This window comes from Enterobacter cloacae complex sp. P14RS (assembly GCF_014895895.1).
In the GTDB taxonomy this organism is placed as follows: Bacteria; Pseudomonadota; Gammaproteobacteria; order Enterobacterales; family Enterobacteriaceae; genus Enterobacter; species Enterobacter bugandensis.
Genome location: NZ_JADBQM010000025.1, coordinates 35,864 through 55,013, shown reverse-complemented (window position 1 = coordinate 55,013; position 19,150 = coordinate 35,864). Strand labels below are relative to the sequence as shown.

Sequence of the window (19,150 nt, the reverse complement as noted above, 5' to 3'; positions counted from 1 at the left end):
ATATTGTTAGGTGATAACAAATAGCAGAACGGAATAACGAAGGGGAGTGCGGAGGGGGAAAGCTCTCTTCCCGTGCGGGAAGAGAGCCACAGCTTATTTAATTTCCAGCTCGTTCATTGCAGCGATGTTGAAGCCGCCGTCAACGTGAACCACTTCGCCGGAGATACCTGCGGAAAGGTCAGAGCACAGGAACGCAGCAGAGTTACCCACATCTTCAATGGTAACGGTACGACGAATCGGGGTAACCGCTTCGCAGTGTGCCAGCATTTTACGGAAATCTTTGATGCCGGACGCCGCCAGAGTGCGGATAGGGCCAGCAGAGATGGCGTTAACGCGCACGCCTTCTGGACCCATTGCGTTCGCCATGTAGCGGACGTTGGCTTCCAGAGAGGCTTTCGCCAGACCCATAACGTTGTAGTTAGGGATAGCACGCTCTGCGCCCAGGTAGGACAGGGTCAGCAGCGCTGCGCCCGGGTTCAGCATTGCGCGGCAAGATTTCGCCATTGCAACGAAGCTGTAGGAGCTGATGTCGTGCGCGATTTTAAAGCCATCACGGGTTACCGCGTTCACGTAGTCGCCGTCCAGCTGGTCGCCAGGAGCGAAGCCGATGGAGTGAACGAAACCGTCGAATTTCGGCCATGCTTTTGCCAGTTCAGCAAACATGCCGTCGATGCTTTCGTCTTGTGCAACGTCACATTCCAGAACAATGCTGGAACCCAGCTGCGCGGCAAACTCTTCAACACGGCCTTTCAGCTTGTCGTTCTGGTAGGTGAACGCCAGCTCAGCGCCTTCGCGATGCATTGCCTGTGCGATGCCGTATGCGATGGACAGTTTGCTGGCAACGCCAGTCACCAGAATGCGCTTACCGGAAAGAAAACCCATAGCTTTAATCCTTATATTCATTGCTTATTTTGCCTTGTAATTCATAGCGTTACAGGCAGTATTTCAAAATCATTCGAAATTAGCTCGAAATTATAGCCCACTCACGGCCCCTTGTGTCACGATATTTCTCGTCGATCTCCGAAGAGGAATGCCCCAAAAGGTGAGGCGCGGGCTGGAGGGGGCTCAAAATTTCAGCATTCGTCCAGTATATCACCCGGCAGCAGCTTCGCCTCATCCAACCAGCAAGGTTCAGCGATCCATCAGCGGTATTCACACGTTCCTGGCGTTTTCAACGAAACGCGCAACGACAATAAAAAATACCGGGACGAAAAAAATCGCGAGGAGCGTGCCGCTGATCATGCCGCCAAACACCCCGGTGCCGATAGCGTGCTGCGTGCTGTCACTCGCGCCACGCGCCAGCATCAATGGCACCACGCCTAACGTAAAGGCTAACGATGTCATCAGAATAGGGCGCAGACGCTGGCTTGCGGCCTGTATCGTAGCCGCCAGCAGGGGTTGTCCTTCCCGGTGGAGTTGCCTTGCAAACTCGACAATCAGAATGGCGTTCTTGGCGGAAAGGCCTATCAGGGTGATAAGACCGACCTTAAAGAAAACATCATTCGTCATGCCCGCAACGGAGACGGCAACCACCGCACCGATAAGCCCCAGGGGAACGACCAGCATGACCGCAAATGGAATTGACCAGCTCTCATACAGGGCGGCGAGCACCATGAATACGACCAGTATCGACAGAACGATCAGACCCGGGAGCTGAGATTCGGATTTTCTCTCCTGCAATGAGCTCCCGGCCCACTCGCCGGCCATCCCCTGCGGTAAATCCCGTGACAACGTCTCCATGGCCTTCATTGCAGTGCCGCTGGATTTGCCCGGGGCCGCACTGCCGGTAATGCGGATAGCAGAATATCCCTGATAACGCGTCAACTGCTGCGGCGCAACGTTCCAGGAAAGCGTCGCAAACGTAGATACTGGCACCATCTGCCCCATACGGTTTTTTACCGATAATTTCAGGATCTGCTCAGGCTGCATGCGGTAAGGGGCGTCGGCCTGAATAATGACCTGCTGAACGCGGCCCTTGTTCGTGTAGTCATTAACGTAGTTCGACCCCATGGTGACCGAGAGCGTCTGGTTGATTTCATCAAATGAAACGCCCAGCGCTTCCGCTTTTTCCCGGTCAATCTGAAGGGCCAGGCTTGTTCCTTCCGGCAGACCGTCTATATACACGTCACTCAGTTCAGGACGTTGATTAGCTTTCATAACCAGCGCATCGGCCGCTCTCTTTAACGCCTCGTAGCCCAGTCCCGCCCTGTCCTGCACGTACCAGGTGAAGCCCGAGGAGGTGCCCATATCCGAAATGGCCGGCGGGAGAAGGCTCATCGTGACGGCATCAGAGACGTTAGCCATGCTGGCCTGTATATGGTCGGCTTCATTCTGTGCGGTCGTACCCTGCCGATCTTTCCAGTCCTTCAGCGTGGTGAAGGCCATGGCCGAATTCGGTCCCGAGCCTGAAAACCCAAATCCCAGAATCATAATGTTGCTTGCAATATCCGGCCGGGCCGCAATTTCCTCTTCAAATTTTTTAACCACTCTCAGGGTGCGCTGCATTGTGGCATCGGAAGGCAGCTGAAATGAGGACATAAAATAGCCCTGATCTTCATCCGGAAGAAAGGACGAGGGCAGCGAAGAAAGCCCCAAACATAGGGCAGCACATAGCGCAACATACAACAGCAGCATACGCCCGGTACGTCTCAGCACCGCGCCCAGCCAGGATTCGTACCACGTCGTGAGGGTACGAAAGCGGGCGTTAAACCCTGCTGCGAACCTGCCACCTACGTGCTTTGCTGCGCTGTGAGGCTTAAGCAGCGTCGCGCATAGCGCGGGGGTAAGCGTGAGGGCAAGAAATGCCGACAACAGTATGGAGACCGCCATGGAAATACAAAATTGTCGATAAATAATCCCGACGGATCCTTCGGCGAAACCCATGGGAATAAAGACGGCGGTAAGCACCAGCGTGATCCCGATAATTGCCGGCGTGATTTCATTCATGGCCTCCCGGGTTGCGTCGCGCGGAGAGAGTTGTTTTTCTTCCATCAGGCGCTCGACGTTCTCCACGACCACAATAGCGTCATCTACGATAATCCCTATCGCCAGAACCATGCCGAACATGGTCAGAATATTGATGGAGTATCCACTCAATAGCATCACCGTGAAGGTGCCAAGCAGTGCGACGGGGGCAACAATCGCCGGGATAAGCGTACAGCGTATCTTATGCAGAAACAGCAGCATTACGAGGAAGACCAGAATCATCGCTTCCACAAATGTCTGCACCACCTTCATGATGGAGAGCTTCACAAAAGGCGCGGTATCGAAGGGAACCGTAAACGTCATTCCTTCCGGTAACACCTGAGAAAGTTCGTCGATGCGTGCGCGTACGCCTGCAGCCGTGCTCATCGCATTGGCGCCAGGCGATAGCTGGACCGCCGCAGCCGTTGCGGGAACTCCATTTTCGCGGATACCGAAAGCGTAGCTTTGCAGGCCGGACTCAATGCGCGCGACGTCGGACAGCTTCAGCCTTGCGCCGGACGCCTCTGATTTAAGAGTAATATTCCTGAAAGCCTCTACGGAAGTGAGTTGCCCCTTCACGGTGATCGGATACGTTACGCCTTGCCCTTCAGATGCCGGTTCATCTCCCGTTTTGCCGGGCGAAACCAGGGCATTTTGCTGGCCAACGGCGGTAAGCACATCGCTCACCGAAAGTCCGTAGCTATGAAGCTTCATCGGGTCCAGCCAGATGCGCAGCGCTTTTTCGCCACCAAACAGCTGAATTTTCCCTACTCCAGGTACGCGGCGAAGCTCGTCGCTGACATGCCGGGCAAAGTAATCGCTTAAATCGGCTTCCTCAAATTTACCGGTTGCGGACTTCAGCCCCACCATCATTAAAAAACCGGAATTGGCCGCCTCGACGTTGATGCCATTTTGCCTGACCGCCTGTGGCAAACGCGGCTCCACAATTTTAATCTGGTTCTGAAGGTCCATCTGCGCCAGCTTGATGTCCGTGCCGGGCTTAAACGTCACGGTAATAGACGCAGAACCGGTTGTGTCACTGGATGATTCGAAGTAAAGCAAATTATCGACGCCAGATATTTCGCGCTCAAGTAACGACACCACCGACGTATTCATAATATCGGGGCTGGCGCCCGGGTAGGTGACAGAAATAATAATCCCAGGCGGTGCCACCGCAGGATACTGCGCAACCGGCAGCCGGGGGATAGACAATACACCCGCCAGGACGATAAAAAGCGCCACGACCCAGGCGAAAATGGGACGTTCAATAAAGAAATGAGGCATTAATTTAACTTCCAGATACGTGACTATTTCAGTGAGTTATTTTGTTCAAGATGGTGTGATGGAGAGTCTACAACTCGCCTGTTTAGCGGACATGGGCGGTTTATGGAGAGAGTGTGGAGCGAAACAACACGGTTGTTTAAATCATTCTCACGATGAGGTACAACGGTGAACCGCCAAAAAAGAGAATTAAATAACACTCATAGTAAAACACCAAATCGTTAAAATCTGGCGTAGCGTTCAGCAGCACAGTGAACGTAATAATGAGATAAACGAAAATCACCATTAGCCAGAAGGCGATGAGAAGTAATTCAGTGAACGCGCCTGCTTTGTTTTGTATTATCAGAGAGACAACCGACAAGGCAATGCAGCCATAGATCATGGGGGAAGAGAGTAGCGTTGCGGCGACTTTCTCATCCATTATATGCATCAATACCAGCCAGGTATAAAGTAATCCCCACGATAGCAGCAGGAAGAGAGAAAATATGCCGATTTTTTTAGGAGAGAAGTATTTCGAAAGTTCCATGCTCATTATCTCAGCCAAATTCAGAAAGCCTTTAAGCGACAGGGGTATTTACCACGTTAAACGAAAGACGGTTTAACTCCGAATAACTATTGTGGACTGACATTGTCGAGTCTTTATTGACTGAATGTGTAGGCTGTATGGAGAAATTGCCGGGCGCTTAAATTAACCCAGGAAATTTTCGCGGTCACGGCACTTTTTCCCGGAGCCTGTGTCTTATTGTGCTAAAGATATCTGATAGCGTGCTCAAAGGGATTTCACCCGCGGAGATAAAATGAACAAAAATACTCTAATCCTTGTTGTTGAAGATGAAAACGAAATTGCCGATATACTGATGAGTTACTTAGAGCGTTCTGGGATGAAAACGCTGAGAGCCCGGCAGGGCGAGCAGGCGATAGCGCTTAATCGGCTCCATAAACCGGATCTTATATTGCTGGATATCCATCTGCCCGTATGCGATGGCTGGAGTGTACTCACGACGCTCCGTCAGGAAAGTTCTGTGCCCGTCATTATGGTGTCCGCACTCGATCAGGACGTGGATAAGCTGATGGGACTCAGGCTTGGCGCGGATGATTACGTCATCAAACCTTTCAACCCTTCCGAAGTGGTCGCGCGAGTTGAAGCCGTGCTGCGCAGAACCAGACCCGTTTTCCAGCAGGCGGGTGCCGTGCCTCTCAGGACGCCTTTTATTACGGTCTACCCGGACGATTTTTACGTTGAGGTCACCGTGGGCGAAGAGGTAGTCTCCCCAGTATTAACGACGACGGAATTTAAACTTCTTACTTACCTGGTGAGATACCCGCGAAAGGTCTGTTCCCGGGAAGAGTTACTTAACGCGTGTCTGCCGGAAGGCGATACGCTCGACAGAACGGTAGACAGCCATATGAGCAAGCTACGTAAAAAGCTGGAGCTTGCAGGCCTTTATGGCGTTCCTGAGAGCATCAGGGGGATGGGCTATCGGCTCGGGGAGAAAAAATGAACAGAGATTCTGTTCTGAGTCGGCAGATCCTAACGTATATGCTGCTGCTGACGTTTATGATCATTGCCATTGCGGTACTGGGCTCCTGGTTTTTTTACTCTTTTATTCTCGATCACCTCCCCGGCGGTGCCGTTGCGGGCGATGACGAGCAAATGACGATGTGGGACTGGGTGTGGATTGGGACCGCGACAACAATCAGTCTGATAATCGCGATATTTTTAACGATAAAACTTTCTTCACGAATACTCACCCCGTTAAACGCGGTAGCGTCCAGCCTGAGAAAAATTTCTCAGGGCCAGCTGGATGCCCGTGCTTATTGCGCCAGCTCCCGTCTGGGAGAGGTCAATCATCTGGTCACGGATTTCAATGAAATGGCGGAAAAACTCCAGACGCTGGATATTCAGAGGAAATCCTGGAATGCCGCCATTGCCCATGAGCTGAGAACCCCGGTCACGATTTTACGCGGACGGCTTCAGGGGCTGGTTGACGGCGTTTTTGAGCCGGATCCGCTGCTTTTTAATAATCTTCTCAAGCAGACTGAGGGGTTAACCCGTTTGATTGAAGATCTTCGGGTGATCAGCTCTGACGGCGGGGCGGGTTATACGCTGTATAAATCCAGAACGGACCTCAAAGGCACAATCCAGGATGCGCTTGATACTTTCATGCCCGAGTTCAAGCGCAACCAGTTTGCGATTAAAACAGAATTGAGTGAACAGCGATGCGTGTTCGATCCGTTGCGCATCAATCAGTGTCTGGCCGTTCTGTTTGACAACGCATTACATTATTCAACTTCGCGAAAACTCATCGTAAAAAATGGCGTCTCTGATAAAGGCAATTATATCCTTATTGAGGATGGCGGGCCGGGCATCCCCAGGGAATTTCATGATTTCTTATTTCAACCTTTCCAGCGGGATAAAGGTGCCAGAGATGTTAATCCCGAAGGATGTGGTTTAGGGTTATCGGTGGTAAAAGCCATCATGCTGGCTCATGGTGGCGATGTAACGTATACCCTATCGAAGCAAAACCACTCCCTGTTCAAACTGACCTGGCCCGATGCCTGAGCCCTGGCGGCAGGTCAGCCTGGCCTGCCCGCCGATAGCGGCAACTGCCATATATCGCCTAACTTTGTATCCCATTCCAGAGGGGTAATTCGCAGTTTGCCCCGTTTTGGGCTTAAGGTTATTTCACTGAAGTAAATTTCATCGCTTTTCAACATGAGGTCAACGCGGCAGTAGTCAAGGCCCTTCGCCAGCTCCTGAGCGGCCAGCAGAGCCTCACGGAACAATTTCGGCTCGCCGGGCGCGACCGGCGTATTAGGATATTCCATCTGGAAGGGTTGTAAATTCCAGTGTCGGTCGTAAACGTTGATAAATTCTCTGCCGCGGTCATCTGTAAAATCGGCCTCAACATAGTGTGCGACGCCGTGAAAACAGTGAATTCTCAGCATTTCCGGCGTGCTGTTCCTGTCCGCATTATTGAAAAGATCGACATAGGGCTCACACAGTATAACGGGTGTAATATTTTTGTACTGCCACTCGCGCGTGGTGTAATACAAATTCTTCTTTAAGGCGAGAGTGAGCTTTTTTCGGGCCTGCCGGTAATTGAACTGGTTTTTGTTTGTACAGATTATTGTGCTTCCACTGTCATGATTGCACTTAAGGACGAATTGATCGGGCAGTGTTGAAAAATCGATATGCGAAAACCTGCGGTATACCCCAATCAAAGGCACCGCTTTTACTCGCGTTGTTCTGGACGCAACGTATTCGCGGACGGCGAGTTTATCGGCAAGCATTGTGTAGAGATTATTATGGTCATAGACCAGGCGATGACATATTTTTTCACTCAACGTAGTGGGTGATTTAATGTCAGGGGTTATGCCTGATGTCTTTTTGAGTTTTGCAGTGTGAAAATTGAGGTCCGTCATGAAATATGAACGGCATTTTCTGATGAGATACTCCGTATATTTTAGAACATATGTGGTGGTGTTCATTTCTTCTCCTCCGTAATGTTCCGGTATTCTGGAGAAGAACTATTGCTGGATATTGCTTAAAATATGGAGCAGGGATGGAGACAAAAAAATAAAAGGATTAAATAGCGCACGCAGGCTATTTAATCCTTATTTGAGCGGAGCAATCCGTGTTTACCGCCGCGCTTAACGGTCTTTTCTCCACGCATCGGCGGTCAATGCTTCACCGAAATGCCCGGCAATCAGCCTTTTCGTCAGCTCATGAAGCGGGGAGGCCATCACATCCGCCGTGCTGCCGCGCTCGACGACTTCCCCCTGGTGCATGACCATTACCTGATCGCTGATGTGCTTCATCATCCCCAGATGCTGGGTGACGTAGATGTAGGAGATACCCTGCTTTTCCTGTAATTCGAGCATCAGGTTAATCAGCTGCGAACGCATCGACATATCCAGCGAGGCAAGCGCTTCGTCTGCAACGATCACTTTCGGGCGCAGAATCAACGCGCGGGCCAGACCCAGACGCTGTTTCTGACCGGGGGCCAGCATATGCGGGTAGTAGCTTTCGTGATCCGGTAACAGCCCAACCATACGCAGCGTTTCGAAGATACGCTTGCGGCGCGCCTCTGGCTCCAGTTCGGTATTCAGACGCAGAGGGAAATCAAGGATCTGCGAAATGCGCTGGCGTGGATTAAGCGAGGTAGACGGATCCTGGAAGATCATGCGGATGCGCTGGCTGCGAAAAGAGTAATCGCCAAACTGCAGAGGATGATCGTCAATCAACACTTCTCCAGCAGTGGGCTCGACCATGCCGGCAAGCATTTTCGCCAGCGTGGATTTACCGGAGCCGTTTTCGCCGATGATCGCCAGCGTCTGTTTTTCACGCAGGGTAAAACTCAGCGGCTTAACCGCTTCGACAGTCTGACGATGAAACAGCCCCGTGCGATAGCGAAAGGTCTTACTCAGATTGCGGACTTCCAGCAAGGTTTCGACCATTTCACTCTCTCTCCATGTTCAGCGGGAAATGACAGGCGTAAAGATGATTTTTGGCGCCGGTCAGGCGCGGCGTTTCGATACATTTACGCTGAGCATACGGACAACGCGGCCCCAGACGACAGCCTATCGGCAACGATTCCAGCAGCGGAATCGCTCCGGGCAGGGTATTCAGACGGCTCTTGTGCGGCATGGCGCTGCCAAAATCAGGAATGGCGCGGATAAGCGCCTGCGTATATGGATGGTGCGGCGCGGCGATCAGCTCCTCACTCGGGGCAGTTTCGACCGTTTGCCCGCAGTACATCACGTCAATTTTATCCGCCCATTTGCTGAGCATTTGCAGGTCATGGCTGATCAGCAAAATGGTGGTGTTATTGTTCTGGTTCAGGCGCGACAGCAGGCGGAAAATTTGTGCCTGGGTGGTCGGCTCCATCGCGTTGGTGGGTTCATCCGCAATCAGCAAACGCGGCTGATTAGCCAGGGCGATGGCAATCATCACCTTCTGGCATTCACCGTCGGTCAGCTCATACGGGAAGCTGCGCATCGCGTCTTTATGGTCTTTGATCCCGACGCGGTGTAATAGCTCAATGGCGCGGCGCTTGCGCCAGCCGAAACGCTGCCACCAGCGGCCTTTATAGGTCCAGCCGGGAATGTTCTGCATCAGCTGTTTGCCTACGCGCTCGGACGGATCGAGGCAGGACTGTGGCTCCTGGAAAATCATCGAGACGTTATGGCCGACCAGCTTGCGACGCTCGCGCGGAGAGAGGCGCAGCAGGTCTATATCGTCGAACCGCATGCGGTCGGCGGTCACGCGCCAGTTGTCTTTCGCCACGCCGCAGATCGCTTTGGCGATCAGGCTTTTTCCCGAACCAGATTCACCCACCAGCCCGCGAATCTCGCCCTCGGCGAGAGTAATGCTGATGCGATCGACGGCTTTAACCCAGCCTTCACCGGTTTTGAATTCAATGGTGAGGTTGCGAATATCAAGAAGCGGCATTATTGCACCCCCGCGTTAATTGCACGGCGAATACCATCGCCCAGCAGGTTGATCAGCAACACGCTTACCATAATCGCCGCCCCCGGCAGCATAACCGTCCACGGCGCCACGTAGATCAATTCCAGCGCGTCACCGAGCATTGCACCCCATTCAGGGGACGGCAGCTGCGCGCCGAGGTCGAGGAACCCGAGCGCAGCAATGTCCAGGATCGCCATCGACAGCGCACGGGTGATCTCGGTGACCAGCCCGGCGGCGATGTTTGGCAGAACGGCAAACCACAGAATATTGAAGGTCGTCGCGCCGTCCAGACGGGCCGCAACGACATACTCTTTTTCCAGCTCGTCATGCACCATGCTGTAAACCGAGCGCACGATGCGGGGGAGGATAGCCAGCCAGACGGCGAACATGGCATGCGACAGATGCGGACCGGCAAAGGCAACCACAATGATTGCCAGCAGCAGGGACGGAATCGACAGCAGCGTGTCCAGAATGTGGTTCAGCACCGCCGAGCGCAGGCCATGCGTGGAGCCCGCGAAAATACCGAGCGCCAGTCCACAGAGCGTCGCCGCGAGCGTCACGACAAACGCGCCGCCCACCGTCGGGGCAGCCCCGCTTAACAGACGGCTCAATACGTCGCGTCCGAGATCGTCAGTGCCCAGGAAGAATGAGACTTCGCCGTAGCGTGACCAGGAAGGCGGTAGCAGCTGATAGCCAAGGAACTGCTGATCGATGCCATAAGGCGCAAACCACGAACCAAAGAGGCAAAGCAATACCAGACCGGCGCAGCCATAAAGGCCGATCATTGCCGTGGTGTCACCATAGAACTTACGCCACACGGTACGCAGCGCACCGGGCGTGCGCTTTTCACTGTAAACGTTATCGTAAGGCATACCATTCCTTATGCTTCAATGGGTTAGCCATCGCACCCAAAATATCGGACAACACGTTAACAATAATGACCAGCGAACCAATCACCATCACACCCGCTGAGATAGCAGCATAATCCTGCTGACGGATGGCGTTAATCAGCCAGCGTCCCAGCCCGGGCCAGCTAAAGACCATCTCGGTGATCATGGCCAGCGTAAGCATGGTGGAAAACTGCAGCCCCAGGCGCGGAATTACCGGCGGCAGAGCGTTGTGCAGGACGTTGCGGCGCAGTATGGTCAGGCGCGACAATCCGCGCGTGGCGGCAGCTTTGACATAGTTCTGCTCAAACACCTCGATGGTGCTCAGGCGCATCAGACGGATCACCTCGGTTGTCGGCGCAACCGCCAGCGTCAGCACCGGCAGTACCATATGACGCAGGGCGCTGACGATCATCTCATGGCGCCAGACGGAATCGGACAGCCAGGCGTCAATGATGGCAAAACCCGTTACCGTTTTAACCGTATAGAGCAGGTCAAAACGGCCAGAGACCGGTAGCCAACCCATCGTCAGCGAGAAGAACAGCGTCAGCAGCAGCGCCAGCCAGAATACCGGGATAGAGAAGCCGAGCAGGGCAAGGGCGCTGATAAACTTATCCTGCCATTTGTTGCGGTAGATCCCGGCCAGCATGCCCACGGGAATACCTACCATCAGGGCAAAGCCGAAGGCCAGAATGCACAGCTCCATCGTGGCCGGGAACACCTCCTTCAGCTGCTCGGAGATAAGCTGCCCGTTGATGCTCGACACGCCGAAATCCCAGTGCAGCAGACCGTTAAACCAGAACAGCCAGGCATCCCACAGCGATGAGCCCTGTAGCGGGGCATGCGGCGTGAAATAGCTCAGGCTGAAGCCGACAAAGTTCAGGAAAAAGAGCGTCACCAGCAGTAAAAGGAGCCGACGCAAGGTAAAAATAATCATGGTTTTTTCACCTCTTGTTCTTTTTCACGCGATACGCCGGCGAACGAGGCGTTGCCGAACGGGCTCAGCACCAGGCCTTTAATATCATAGCGGTAGGCCTGAAGGCGCAGGGAAGAGGCCAGCGGAAGCACCGGCAGTTCCTGAGCGAGTATCTTTTGCGCTTCATCGTAAGCGTCAATGCGCGAGGCCAGCTGTTGGGAAGAGAGCGCTTTTTGCAGCACGGCGTCGAACTCCCGGTTACACCAGTGGGCGTAGTTGGTCTGCGAATTTATCGCAGCACAGCTCAGCAGCGGCCGGAAGAAGCTGTCCGGATCGTTACTGTCGGTAGCCCAGCCTGTCAGGGTGAGGTCGTGATTCATATCCATCAGGCGCGCCTCCTGGAAACGGCCCTCAACCGGTACGATGATCACCTTGACGCCCACCTGCGCCATATCCGCCTGCAGCAGTTCAGCGGTTTTCAGCGGGCTCGGGTTCCACGCCTGGGAGCTGGTGGGCACCCAAAGCTGGAGCGTCAGGTTTTCCGCGCCCAGCGCTTTCAGTTGTTCACGCGCTTTTGCCGGATTGTATTCCGTAATTTTAGCCTCACCGTCGTAGGCCCACGAGGCGCGCGGTAAAATTGAGGCGGCGGTTTCCGCCGTGCCGTAGTAGATCGACTGCATCAGACGCTGGTTGTTGATGGCCAGCGCCAGAGCGTGACGTACGGCAGGGTTGTTCAGCGGCGGCTTATCGGTGTTAAAGGCCAGATAAGCGATGTTCATCCCCGGGCGTAACGTCAGACGCAGACGCGGATCGTCGCGCAAAATGGTGAGCTGGCTGGCAGCGGGCCAGGCGAGCACGTCGCATTCCCCGGTGAGCAGTTTCGAGAGTCGTCCCGTTCCGCCAGACCCGAGATCGACCACCACCTGCGGCATCAGCGGCGTACCACGCCAGAAATGTTCGTGGCGCTGCAGGCGAATATATTGCCCCGCGCGGTATTCGGCCAGCTGGAATGGACCGGTACCGACCGGCTGACGGTCGAGCAGCTCCTGACGATCTTTTTTCGTCAGCTTCGCCGCGTATTCGGCGGACATAACGGACGCATAGTGGGTCGCCAGGTGCCAGAGGAAGGAGGCATCCGGGCGCGTCAGCGTAAATTCAACCGTCCGGCTATCCAGCTTGCGCACGCTTTTAACGGTGTCGGCAAACTGCAGGCTGTCGAAATAGGGCAAATTATCCCCGTTAACGTTATGCCACGGGTGGTTACGGTTAAAGATACGCTGGAAGGTGAAGACCACGTCATCCGCGTTCAGCTTGCGCGTAGGGGTAAACCACGGCGTACGCTGAAACGCGACATCATCGCGCAGGCGAAAACGGTAGGTTGCACCGTTATCCAGGACTTCCCAGCTTTCCGCAAGTTCAGGCACCAGGCGATAGGTGTACGGGTCGACATCAAGCAGACGGTCGTAAAGCTGCGCGGCGAGCGTATCCACAATCAGGCCGCTGCCCGCTTTTTGCGGGTTGAAGGTGTCCACCTGGCCACTTACGCAATAGACGAAGCCGCTGTCACGAATGTCAGGCTGCGTAGACTGCCCGGGCGCAGCAAACGCCAGGCCGCTGAACAGACCGAGTGCAAAAAAGGACGATAAAACCAGACGCATAATTTTTAAGGTTTTTAGGTTCGATCTGCAAAGTGTATCGCACTTACGCCTGCTTCGTAAAAATGTCTGCGGGTAAGTGCCGATATTGTCAGCGCATTTGATGTTTTTTAAGCAATGCCCGTAACTGATGGTAGGTCAGGCCCAGGAGTTCGGCCGCTCGTTTCTGGTTATATTTCGCCGCCTTCAGGCTTTGCTCCAGCAGCTGTTGCTCCTGCTCGTGCTGGAACTGACGCAAATCAAGGGGCAGCGCGGGAGTATCGCCTGACGATGACGGGGAGGAAACCGGCGGCGCATTGCGCTGAAAAGGATCGATAATGATATTGTCCAGCTCCGTCTCGCTGCTGCCGTGGCGGTAAACAGAACGCTCCACAACGTTCTTCAGTTCGCGGATATTTCCCGGCCAGCGGTAGGCCAGAAGCGTCTCCCGCGCATGATCGCTGAAGCCGGGGAAAAGAGGGAGACCGAGCTCGCGGCACATCTGAATCGCAAATTGTTGAGCAAGCAGCATGATGTCGCTTCTCCTGTCGCGCAGGGGCGGAAGCTGAACGACGTCAAAGGCCAGGCGGTCAAGCAGATCGGCACGGAATTTCTCCTCCGCGACCATATCCGGCAGATTGGCGTTGGTGGCGCAGACCAGGCGCACGTTAACCTGCAGCGGCTGGCTGCCGCCGACGCGCTCCAGTTCACCATACTCAATCACGCGCAGCAGCTTTTCCTGCACCAGCATCGGCGCGGTGGCGAGTTCATCAAGGAACAGGGTGCCGCCGTCGGCGCGCTCAAAACGTCCCGGATGGCGCTTTTGAGCGCCGGTAAAAGCGCCCGCCTCGTGGCCGAACAGCTCGGTATCGAGCAGGTTTTCATTCAGCGCCGCACAGTTTAGAGAAATGAAGGGGCCGTCCCAGCGTCCGGATAAATAGTGCAGACGGTTAGCAATCAGTTCCTTACCCGTGCCGCGCTCGCCGATAATGAGTACCGGTTTGTTGAGCGGCGCAAGGCGAGAAACCTGTTCCAGTACCTCAAGAAAGCTGTTGGCTTCGCCGAGTAAGTTATCTTTGTATTGAGCCATGATGAAATTAACCACTCCTTAGCGATATTCACCAGGTCAGCATAGTTCTGTGCTGAATAAAAATCAATCACGCCGTGTAAAATCAATAAGATAAAAAACTGGCACGGGAATTGTATTGTCAGTACAGCAGGGCATAGCCCGATAACAGAACTATGAGGATTTGATTATGGGTATTTTTTCTCGTTTTGCCGACATCGTGAACGCCAACATCAACTCACTGCTGGAGAAAGCAGAAGATCCGCAGAAGCTGGTGCGCCTGATGATTCAGGAGATGGAAGACACGCTGGTTGAAGTGCGTTCTACCTCCGCCCGTGCGCTGGCTGAGAAAAAACAGTTAACGCGCCGTATTGAGCAGGCCACCGCTCAGCTCAATGAATGGCAGGAAAAGGCGGAACTCGCCCTGCGCAAAGATAAAGAAGATCTTGCTCGCGCAGCGTTAATTGAAAAGCAGAAGCTGGCGGACATGATCGCTACGCTGGAGCATGAAGTCACGCTGGTGGAAGACACGCTCACCCGCATGAAAAAAGAGATTGGTGAGCTCGAAAATAAACTGAGCGAAACCCGCGCGCGTCAGCAGGCGCTGACCCTGCGTCATCAGGCGGCAAGCTCTTCCCGCGACGTGCGTCGTCAGCTGGACAGCGGCAAGCTGAATGAGGCCATGGCGCGTTTTGAGTCATTCGAGCGTCGTATCGACCAGATGGAAGCGGAAGCAGAGAGCCACGGCATCGGTAAGCAAAAGTCGCTGGATCAACAGTTTGCCGATCTGAAAGCGGACGATGAAATCAGCGAGCAGCTGGCGGCATTGAAAGCCAAAATGAAGCAAGATAACCAATAATAATGTTGCGGCACCTGAGCGTGCCGCTAAGCATCCGACGACAAGGAGTACACATGAGCGCGCTTTTCCTGGCCATTCCCCTGACGATTTTCGTGCTGTTTGTTTTGCCGATTTGGCTATGGCTGCACTACAGCAACCGTTCTTCAGGGAACGATTTATCCCAGAGTGAACAACAACGTCTTGCGCAGCTTACCGACCAGGCTAACAAGATGCGCGATCGCATTCAGGCGCTGGAAGCAATCCTGGATGCAGAACATCCTAACTGGAGGGACCGTTAATGTCAGGACTGAATCTGAACAAAAAATTGTGGCGAATTCCACAGCAGGGCATGGTGCGCGGCGTTTGCGCCGGGCTGGCCCATTATCTCGACGTTCCGGTAAAGCTGGTTCGTGTGGTCACGGTGCTGTCGATATTTTTCGGCCTGGCGTTTATCACTTTCGTCGCCTACATCGTGCTGTCGTTTGTACTTGACCCGATGCCGGAAGGCGAACTGGCTGCGGAAGGCGCGCCTACCAGTAACGATCTTCTCAATGCGGTTGACGATCGGCTGGCTGAAGGGGAGAAGCGGTTACGTGAAATGGAACGCTATGTCACATCCGATACCTTTACGCTGAGAAGTCGTTTTCGTCAGCTTTAAGAGAGAATATACATGAAGAAAAACTGGCAACAGGCCGGTCAGAAGGTAAAACCCGGCCTGAAAATCGCAGGTAAACTGGTTCTGATGACGGCGTTACGTTACGGCCCGGCAGGTGTGGCGGGCTGGGCGATCAAATCTGTTGCCCGCAAGCCGGTCAGAATGTTGCTGGCCGTGGCGCTTGAACCTCTGTTGCAAAAAGCGGCAAAGCGGCTGTCACGCCGTTACTTATCCCGATAATTCACGCTCGCGTTAGCCCTTTCTCTCCCCGGAAGGGCTAACGACATTTCATCCCTTTCCCTCACTTTCTTTGCGGCAGCTCACATTACTGCACAGAGCTGCTTTGTAATTGCGTTTTTCAGCCTCCCGGTTCGTTGACAGATATTTTTCAGGGGAGTAGATTGCCCTTCGTGGGACCGCTACCATGGAAAATAATGTGAACGCAAAAATTAAAAAACTTATCAATCATATTTACGGTGAATCATTTTCTGAAGCACATTTTAAAGTGTTATTAACAAAGCTTGAACAAGCTGCTGTTGGTATTACAGAAAAGCGTAAATCAGGCTGGGATGAAAAAGACGTTGTTCTGATCACCTACGCCGATCAGTTCTCCGCGAAAGGGGAGAAAGCGTTGCCGGTATTTACCCGCTTTTATAATGAGTGGCTTGCTCGCACGTTTTCCCATGTCCACCTTTTACCTTTTTATCCGTGGTCCTCTGATGACGGATTTTCCGTTATTGATTACCACAACGTTGCGCCTGAAACCGGGACCTGGCAAGACGTTGCTGATTTAAAACAGTCTGCCAGCTTAATGTTTGATTTCGTCTGCAACCATATGTCAGCAAAAAGTGAATGGTTTGCTAATTATCTTGCGCAGAAACCTGGCTACGAAGATTTCTTTATTGCTGTCGATCCTGAAACTGATTTATCTGCGGTGACGCGTCCTCGCGCATTACCGTTGCTGACGCCGTTTACGCTGCATGATGGCTGCGTGCGTCATCTTTGGACCACCTTCAGCGATGACCAGATCGATCTTAACTTCGCCTCGCCTCAGGTGCTGATTGCGATGGTTGACGTGCTGCTCCATTACCTGGCGGAAGGGGCGCGTTATATCCGTCTGGACGCCGTCGGGTTTATGTGGAAGATCCCTGGAACAAGCTGCATCCATCTGGAACAGACTCACTGCCTTATCCAGCTATTCCGTGCTATTACCGAGGCAGTGGCGCCGGGTACCGTGATCATTACTGAGACGAACGTTCCGCATAAGGACAATATCTCTTATTTCGGTGACGGTGAAAATGAAGCCCAGATGGTCTACCAGTTCTCCTTGCCGCCGCTGGTGCTGCATGCTGTGCACCGTCAGGATGTTAACGCTCTCTGTCAGTGGGCGGGATCGCTGGCGCTGCCTTCAACAAAAACGACCTGGTTCAATTTCCTGGCGTCTCATGACGGTATCGGTCTGAACCCACTGCGCGGCATTCTGCCGGAATCAGAAATCCTCGCACTGGTTGAGAAACTTCAGCAGGAAGGGGCGCTGGTCAACTGGAAAAATAATCCTGACGGTACGCGCAGTCCTTACGAAATTAATGTGACCTATCTTGACGCGTTAAGCGCGCAAAACAGTTCAGATGATGAACGCATTGCGCGCTTTATTCTGGCGCATGCGGTGCTGTTAAGTTTCCCAGGTGTACCTGCCGTGTATATTCAAAGTATTCTTGGCTCCCGTAACGATTATGAAGGGGTCGAGCGCCTCGGCTATAACCGCGCGATAAACCGCAAGAAATATACCGCCGGTCAGGTTGATCTCGAACTTAATAATAAAAATAGCATTCGTCATAAAATTTATTCCCGTTTAAGCGAGTTTATTGCGATTCGTCGTGGGGAAAGTGCGTTTCACCCTGATGCCCAGGCATTTTTTGAATCACTGGATGAACAAATTCTTAAAATTGTACGCGTGGCTGAAAACGGTGAGAGAATTACAGCCCTGTTTAATTTTAGTAATAACGTTCATACCGTTTATGGGGACACGCTTACTGGTATGGAATTACTATCAGGACAAGCTGTTAGCGGTAAAAAGCTGACCCTCAATCCATGGCAGGTTATGTGGATTAAAGAAAACTAAAAAGGACCCTAAAATGAAAATGCCCAAAATTGTGCTGTTATCAGCACTGGTTTCGTGCGCCCTGTTATCAGGCTGTAAAGATGATAAAGCGTCTGCTGTGACCATTGAGTTCATGCACTCGTCAGTAGAGCAGGAGCGCCAGGCGGTTATTACGAAACTGATCGAAAAATTCGAGAAAGAAAACCCCGGCATTACGGTGAAGCAGGTGCCGGTGGAAGAAGATGCCTACAACACCAAAGTGATTACGCTCGCCAGAACGGGCGCGCTGCCTGAAGTGATTGAAGTCAGCCATGATTACGCGAAAGTCATGGATAAGGAACAACTGCTGGATCGCAAGGCTATCGGTGAAGCCATTGAAGCGGTAGGCGAAAAGACCTTCTATGACGGGATCCTGCGCGTTGTGCGTACTGAAGACGGCACAGCCTGGACAGGGGTGCCGATGAGCGCCTGGCTGTCCGGCGTCTGGTATCACAAAGATGTGCTTGCCGCTGCGGGTATTCAGGAACCGCATAACTGGGAACAGCTGCTGAAAGCCAGCCAGAAGCTTAACGACCCGGCCAACAAACATTACGGTATTGCGCTGCCCACCGCGGAAAGCGTCATGACCGAGCAGGCGTTCTCCCAGTTTGCGCTTTCCGGCGGCGCGAACGTTTTTGATGCCAACGGAAACGTTGAAATTGACACCCCTGAAATGGCGAAAGCACTGGCGTTCTATAAAGCGCTGGCCGCGACCACCATGCCGGGCTCGAACGACGTCATGGAGATCAAAGATGCCTTCATGAACGGTTCTGCACCGATGGCCGTCTATTCCACCTACATCCTGCCAGCGGTATTCCAGGATGGTAACCCTGCCAACCTTGGCTTCGTTGTCCCGACAGAAAAGTCCTCTGCCGTTTATGGCATGGTCACCTCGTTGACGATCACCAGCGGACAAACCGAAGAAGAAACGCAAGCGGCTGAAAAGTTTGTGACGTGGATGGAGCAGGCTCAAAACGCAACCGACTGGGTCATGATGTCGCCGGGCGCGGCGCTGCCGGTGAACACGCTGGTCGTAGGAACGGATACCTGGAAAAACAACGAGGTGATTAAAGCGTTTGGGCAACTGCCTTATGAACTGATCGCCCAATTCCCGAACGTACAGGTGTTTGGTGCTGTCGGCGACAAAAACTTCACGCGCATGGGCGATGTGACAGGGTCCGGCATTATCAGCTCCATGGTGCATAACGTCACCGTGGGTAAACAAGATCTCAGCGCAACGCTTAGCAAGAGCCAGACGCGACTGACTGACCTGATTTCACAACGATAGGAGCGCTC

Annotated in this window: 18 protein-coding genes; 8 read left to right on the top strand and 10 right to left on the bottom strand. The window is 53.3% G+C overall.

What is annotated here, in order from left to right; all coding sequences use genetic code 11:
* Positions 1-93: 93 nt before the first annotated feature.
* The 3 genes from fabI to IM295_RS19930 all read right to left on the bottom strand — a co-directional run bounded on the left by fabI (position 94) and on the right by IM295_RS19930 (position 4,771).
* A complete protein-coding gene (fabI, locus tag IM295_RS19940) occupies positions 94-882 on the bottom strand; it encodes an enoyl-ACP reductase FabI (RefSeq protein WP_003856831.1) in 789 nt (262 codons plus the stop codon).
* Positions 883-1,152: 270 nt separating this feature from the next.
* A complete protein-coding gene (locus tag IM295_RS19935; protein WP_193067239.1) occupies positions 1,153-4,248 on the bottom strand; it encodes a multidrug efflux RND transporter permease subunit in 3,096 nt (1,031 codons plus the stop codon).
* Positions 4,249-4,384: 136 nt separating this feature from the next.
* Positions 4,385-4,771 carry a hypothetical protein gene (locus IM295_RS19930; protein ID WP_028013389.1) on the bottom strand — a complete coding sequence of 129 codons (387 nt, stop codon included), beginning with the start codon at positions 4,769-4,771 and terminating at the stop codon, positions 4,385-4,387.
* Positions 4,772-5,042: 271 nt separating this feature from the next.
* Here IM295_RS19930 and IM295_RS19925 point away from each other — a divergent pair, with 271 nt between their 5' ends.
* Positions 5,043-5,747, top strand: coding sequence for a response regulator (locus IM295_RS19925; protein WP_193067238.1), 705 nt, complete (start codon positions 5,043-5,045; stop codon positions 5,745-5,747).
* A complete protein-coding gene (locus IM295_RS19920) occupies positions 5,744-6,808 on the top strand; it encodes an ATP-binding protein (protein ID WP_193067237.1) in 1,065 nt (354 codons plus the stop codon). The genes IM295_RS19925 and IM295_RS19920 overlap by 4 nt, the downstream gene beginning before the upstream one ends.
* Before the next feature lie 14 nt (positions 6,809-6,822).
* Here IM295_RS19920 and IM295_RS19915 read toward each other — a convergent pair whose 3' ends face one another.
* From IM295_RS19915 to pspF, 7 genes are all read right to left on the bottom strand, one after another.
* Positions 6,823-7,737 (bottom strand): ATP-grasp fold amidoligase family protein, encoded by a 915-nt coding sequence (locus tag IM295_RS19915; RefSeq protein ID WP_063154353.1) that lies wholly within the window; start codon positions 7,735-7,737, stop codon positions 6,823-6,825.
* A 162-nt stretch (positions 7,738-7,899) separates the two neighbouring features.
* Complete coding sequence (gene sapF, locus IM295_RS19910) at positions 7,900-8,706, bottom strand: putrescine export ABC transporter ATP-binding protein SapF (protein WP_028013385.1); 807 nt, start codon at positions 8,704-8,706, stop codon at positions 7,900-7,902.
* A gap of 1 nt (position 8,707) precedes the next feature.
* Positions 8,708-9,700, bottom strand: a complete 993-nt coding sequence (sapD, locus tag IM295_RS19905) for a putrescine export ABC transporter ATP-binding protein SapD (protein ID WP_028013384.1) — start codon at positions 9,698-9,700, stop codon at positions 8,708-8,710.
* Positions 9,700-10,590 (bottom strand): putrescine export ABC transporter permease SapC, encoded by an 891-nt coding sequence (gene sapC, locus IM295_RS19900; protein WP_028013383.1) that lies wholly within the window; start codon positions 10,588-10,590, stop codon positions 9,700-9,702. The genes sapD and sapC overlap by 1 nt, the downstream gene beginning before the upstream one ends.
* A complete protein-coding gene (gene sapB / locus IM295_RS19895; protein WP_041909670.1) occupies positions 10,577-11,542 on the bottom strand; it encodes a putrescine export ABC transporter permease SapB in 966 nt (321 codons plus the stop codon). The genes sapC and sapB overlap by 14 nt, the downstream gene beginning before the upstream one ends.
* A complete protein-coding gene (gene sapA / locus IM295_RS19890) occupies positions 11,539-13,179 on the bottom strand; it encodes an ABC transporter substrate-binding protein SapA (protein WP_193067236.1) in 1,641 nt (546 codons plus the stop codon). The genes sapB and sapA overlap by 4 nt, the downstream gene beginning before the upstream one ends.
* Positions 13,180-13,267: 88 nt before the next feature.
* Positions 13,268-14,260 (bottom strand): phage shock protein operon transcriptional activator, encoded by a 993-nt coding sequence (pspF, locus tag IM295_RS19885; protein WP_162269366.1) that lies wholly within the window; start codon positions 14,258-14,260, stop codon positions 13,268-13,270.
* Positions 14,261-14,411: 151 nt separating this feature from the next.
* Between pspF and pspA the strand changes: the two genes are divergently transcribed.
* From pspA to IM295_RS19855, 6 genes are all read left to right on the top strand, one after another.
* Positions 14,412-15,080 (top strand): phage shock protein PspA, encoded by a 669-nt coding sequence (pspA, locus tag IM295_RS19880; protein WP_193067235.1) that lies wholly within the window; start codon positions 14,412-14,414, stop codon positions 15,078-15,080.
* A 53-nt stretch (positions 15,081-15,133) separates the two neighbouring features.
* Positions 15,134-15,358, top strand: coding sequence for an envelope stress response membrane protein PspB (gene pspB, locus IM295_RS19875; protein WP_028013378.1), 225 nt, complete (start codon positions 15,134-15,136; stop codon positions 15,356-15,358).
* Complete coding sequence (gene pspC / locus IM295_RS19870) at positions 15,358-15,717, top strand: envelope stress response membrane protein PspC (RefSeq protein ID WP_028013377.1); 360 nt, start codon at positions 15,358-15,360, stop codon at positions 15,715-15,717. The genes pspB and pspC overlap by 1 nt, the downstream gene beginning before the upstream one ends.
* Positions 15,718-15,729: 12 nt before the next feature.
* Positions 15,730-15,954 carry a phage shock protein PspD gene (gene pspD, locus IM295_RS19865; protein WP_028013376.1) on the top strand — a complete coding sequence of 75 codons (225 nt, stop codon included), beginning with the start codon at positions 15,730-15,732 and terminating at the stop codon, positions 15,952-15,954.
* 184 nt (positions 15,955-16,138) lie between these two features.
* The gene (locus tag IM295_RS19860; protein WP_193067234.1) at positions 16,139-17,836 is read left to right on the top strand and encodes a sugar phosphorylase; all 1,698 of its coding nucleotides are present in this window, start codon (positions 16,139-16,141) and stop codon (positions 17,834-17,836) included.
* A gap of 13 nt (positions 17,837-17,849) precedes the next feature.
* A complete protein-coding gene (locus IM295_RS19855) occupies positions 17,850-19,142 on the top strand; it encodes an ABC transporter substrate-binding protein (RefSeq protein ID WP_047368688.1) in 1,293 nt (430 codons plus the stop codon).
* Positions 19,143-19,150: the final 8 nt, after the last annotated feature.

What these genes read in the sequence shown, in the direction of transcription:
- sapA (WP_193067236.1), bottom strand. Translation starts at nt 13,179, where the DNA reads ATGCGTCTGGTTTTATCGTCCTTTTTTGCACTCGGTCTGTTCAGCGGC.
- sapB (WP_041909670.1), bottom strand. Translation starts at nt 11,542, where the DNA reads ATGATTATTTTTACCTTGCGTCGGCTCCTTTTACTGCTGGTGACGCTC.
- IM295_RS19855 (WP_047368688.1), top strand. Translation starts at nt 17,850, where the DNA reads ATGAAAATGCCCAAAATTGTGCTGTTATCAGCACTGGTTTCGTGCGCC.
- pspB (WP_028013378.1), top strand. Translation starts at nt 15,134, where the DNA reads ATGAGCGCGCTTTTCCTGGCCATTCCCCTGACGATTTTCGTGCTGTTT.
- fabI (WP_003856831.1), bottom strand. Translation starts at nt 882, where the DNA reads ATGGGTTTTCTTTCCGGTAAGCGCATTCTGGTGACTGGCGTTGCCAGC.
- sapF (WP_028013385.1), bottom strand. Translation starts at nt 8,706, where the DNA reads ATGGTCGAAACCTTGCTGGAAGTCCGCAATCTGAGTAAGACCTTTCGC.
- IM295_RS19920 (WP_193067237.1), top strand. Translation starts at nt 5,744, where the DNA reads ATGAACAGAGATTCTGTTCTGAGTCGGCAGATCCTAACGTATATGCTG.
- IM295_RS19925 (WP_193067238.1), top strand. Translation starts at nt 5,043, where the DNA reads ATGAACAAAAATACTCTAATCCTTGTTGTTGAAGATGAAAACGAAATT.
- pspD (WP_028013376.1), top strand. Translation starts at nt 15,730, where the DNA reads ATGAAGAAAAACTGGCAACAGGCCGGTCAGAAGGTAAAACCCGGCCTG.
- IM295_RS19935 (WP_193067239.1), bottom strand. Translation starts at nt 4,248, where the DNA reads ATGCCTCATTTCTTTATTGAACGTCCCATTTTCGCCTGGGTCGTGGCG.
- pspA (WP_193067235.1), top strand. Translation starts at nt 14,412, where the DNA reads ATGGGTATTTTTTCTCGTTTTGCCGACATCGTGAACGCCAACATCAAC.
- IM295_RS19860 (WP_193067234.1), top strand. Translation starts at nt 16,139, where the DNA reads ATGGAAAATAATGTGAACGCAAAAATTAAAAAACTTATCAATCATATT.
- pspC (WP_028013377.1), top strand. Translation starts at nt 15,358, where the DNA reads ATGTCAGGACTGAATCTGAACAAAAAATTGTGGCGAATTCCACAGCAG.
- IM295_RS19915 (WP_063154353.1), bottom strand. Translation starts at nt 7,737, where the DNA reads ATGAACACCACCACATATGTTCTAAAATATACGGAGTATCTCATCAGA.
- sapC (WP_028013383.1), bottom strand. Translation starts at nt 10,590, where the DNA reads ATGCCTTACGATAACGTTTACAGTGAAAAGCGCACGCCCGGTGCGCTG.
- sapD (WP_028013384.1), bottom strand. Translation starts at nt 9,700, where the DNA reads ATGCCGCTTCTTGATATTCGCAACCTCACCATTGAATTCAAAACCGGT.
- IM295_RS19930 (WP_028013389.1), bottom strand. Translation starts at nt 4,771, where the DNA reads ATGGAACTTTCGAAATACTTCTCTCCTAAAAAAATCGGCATATTTTCT.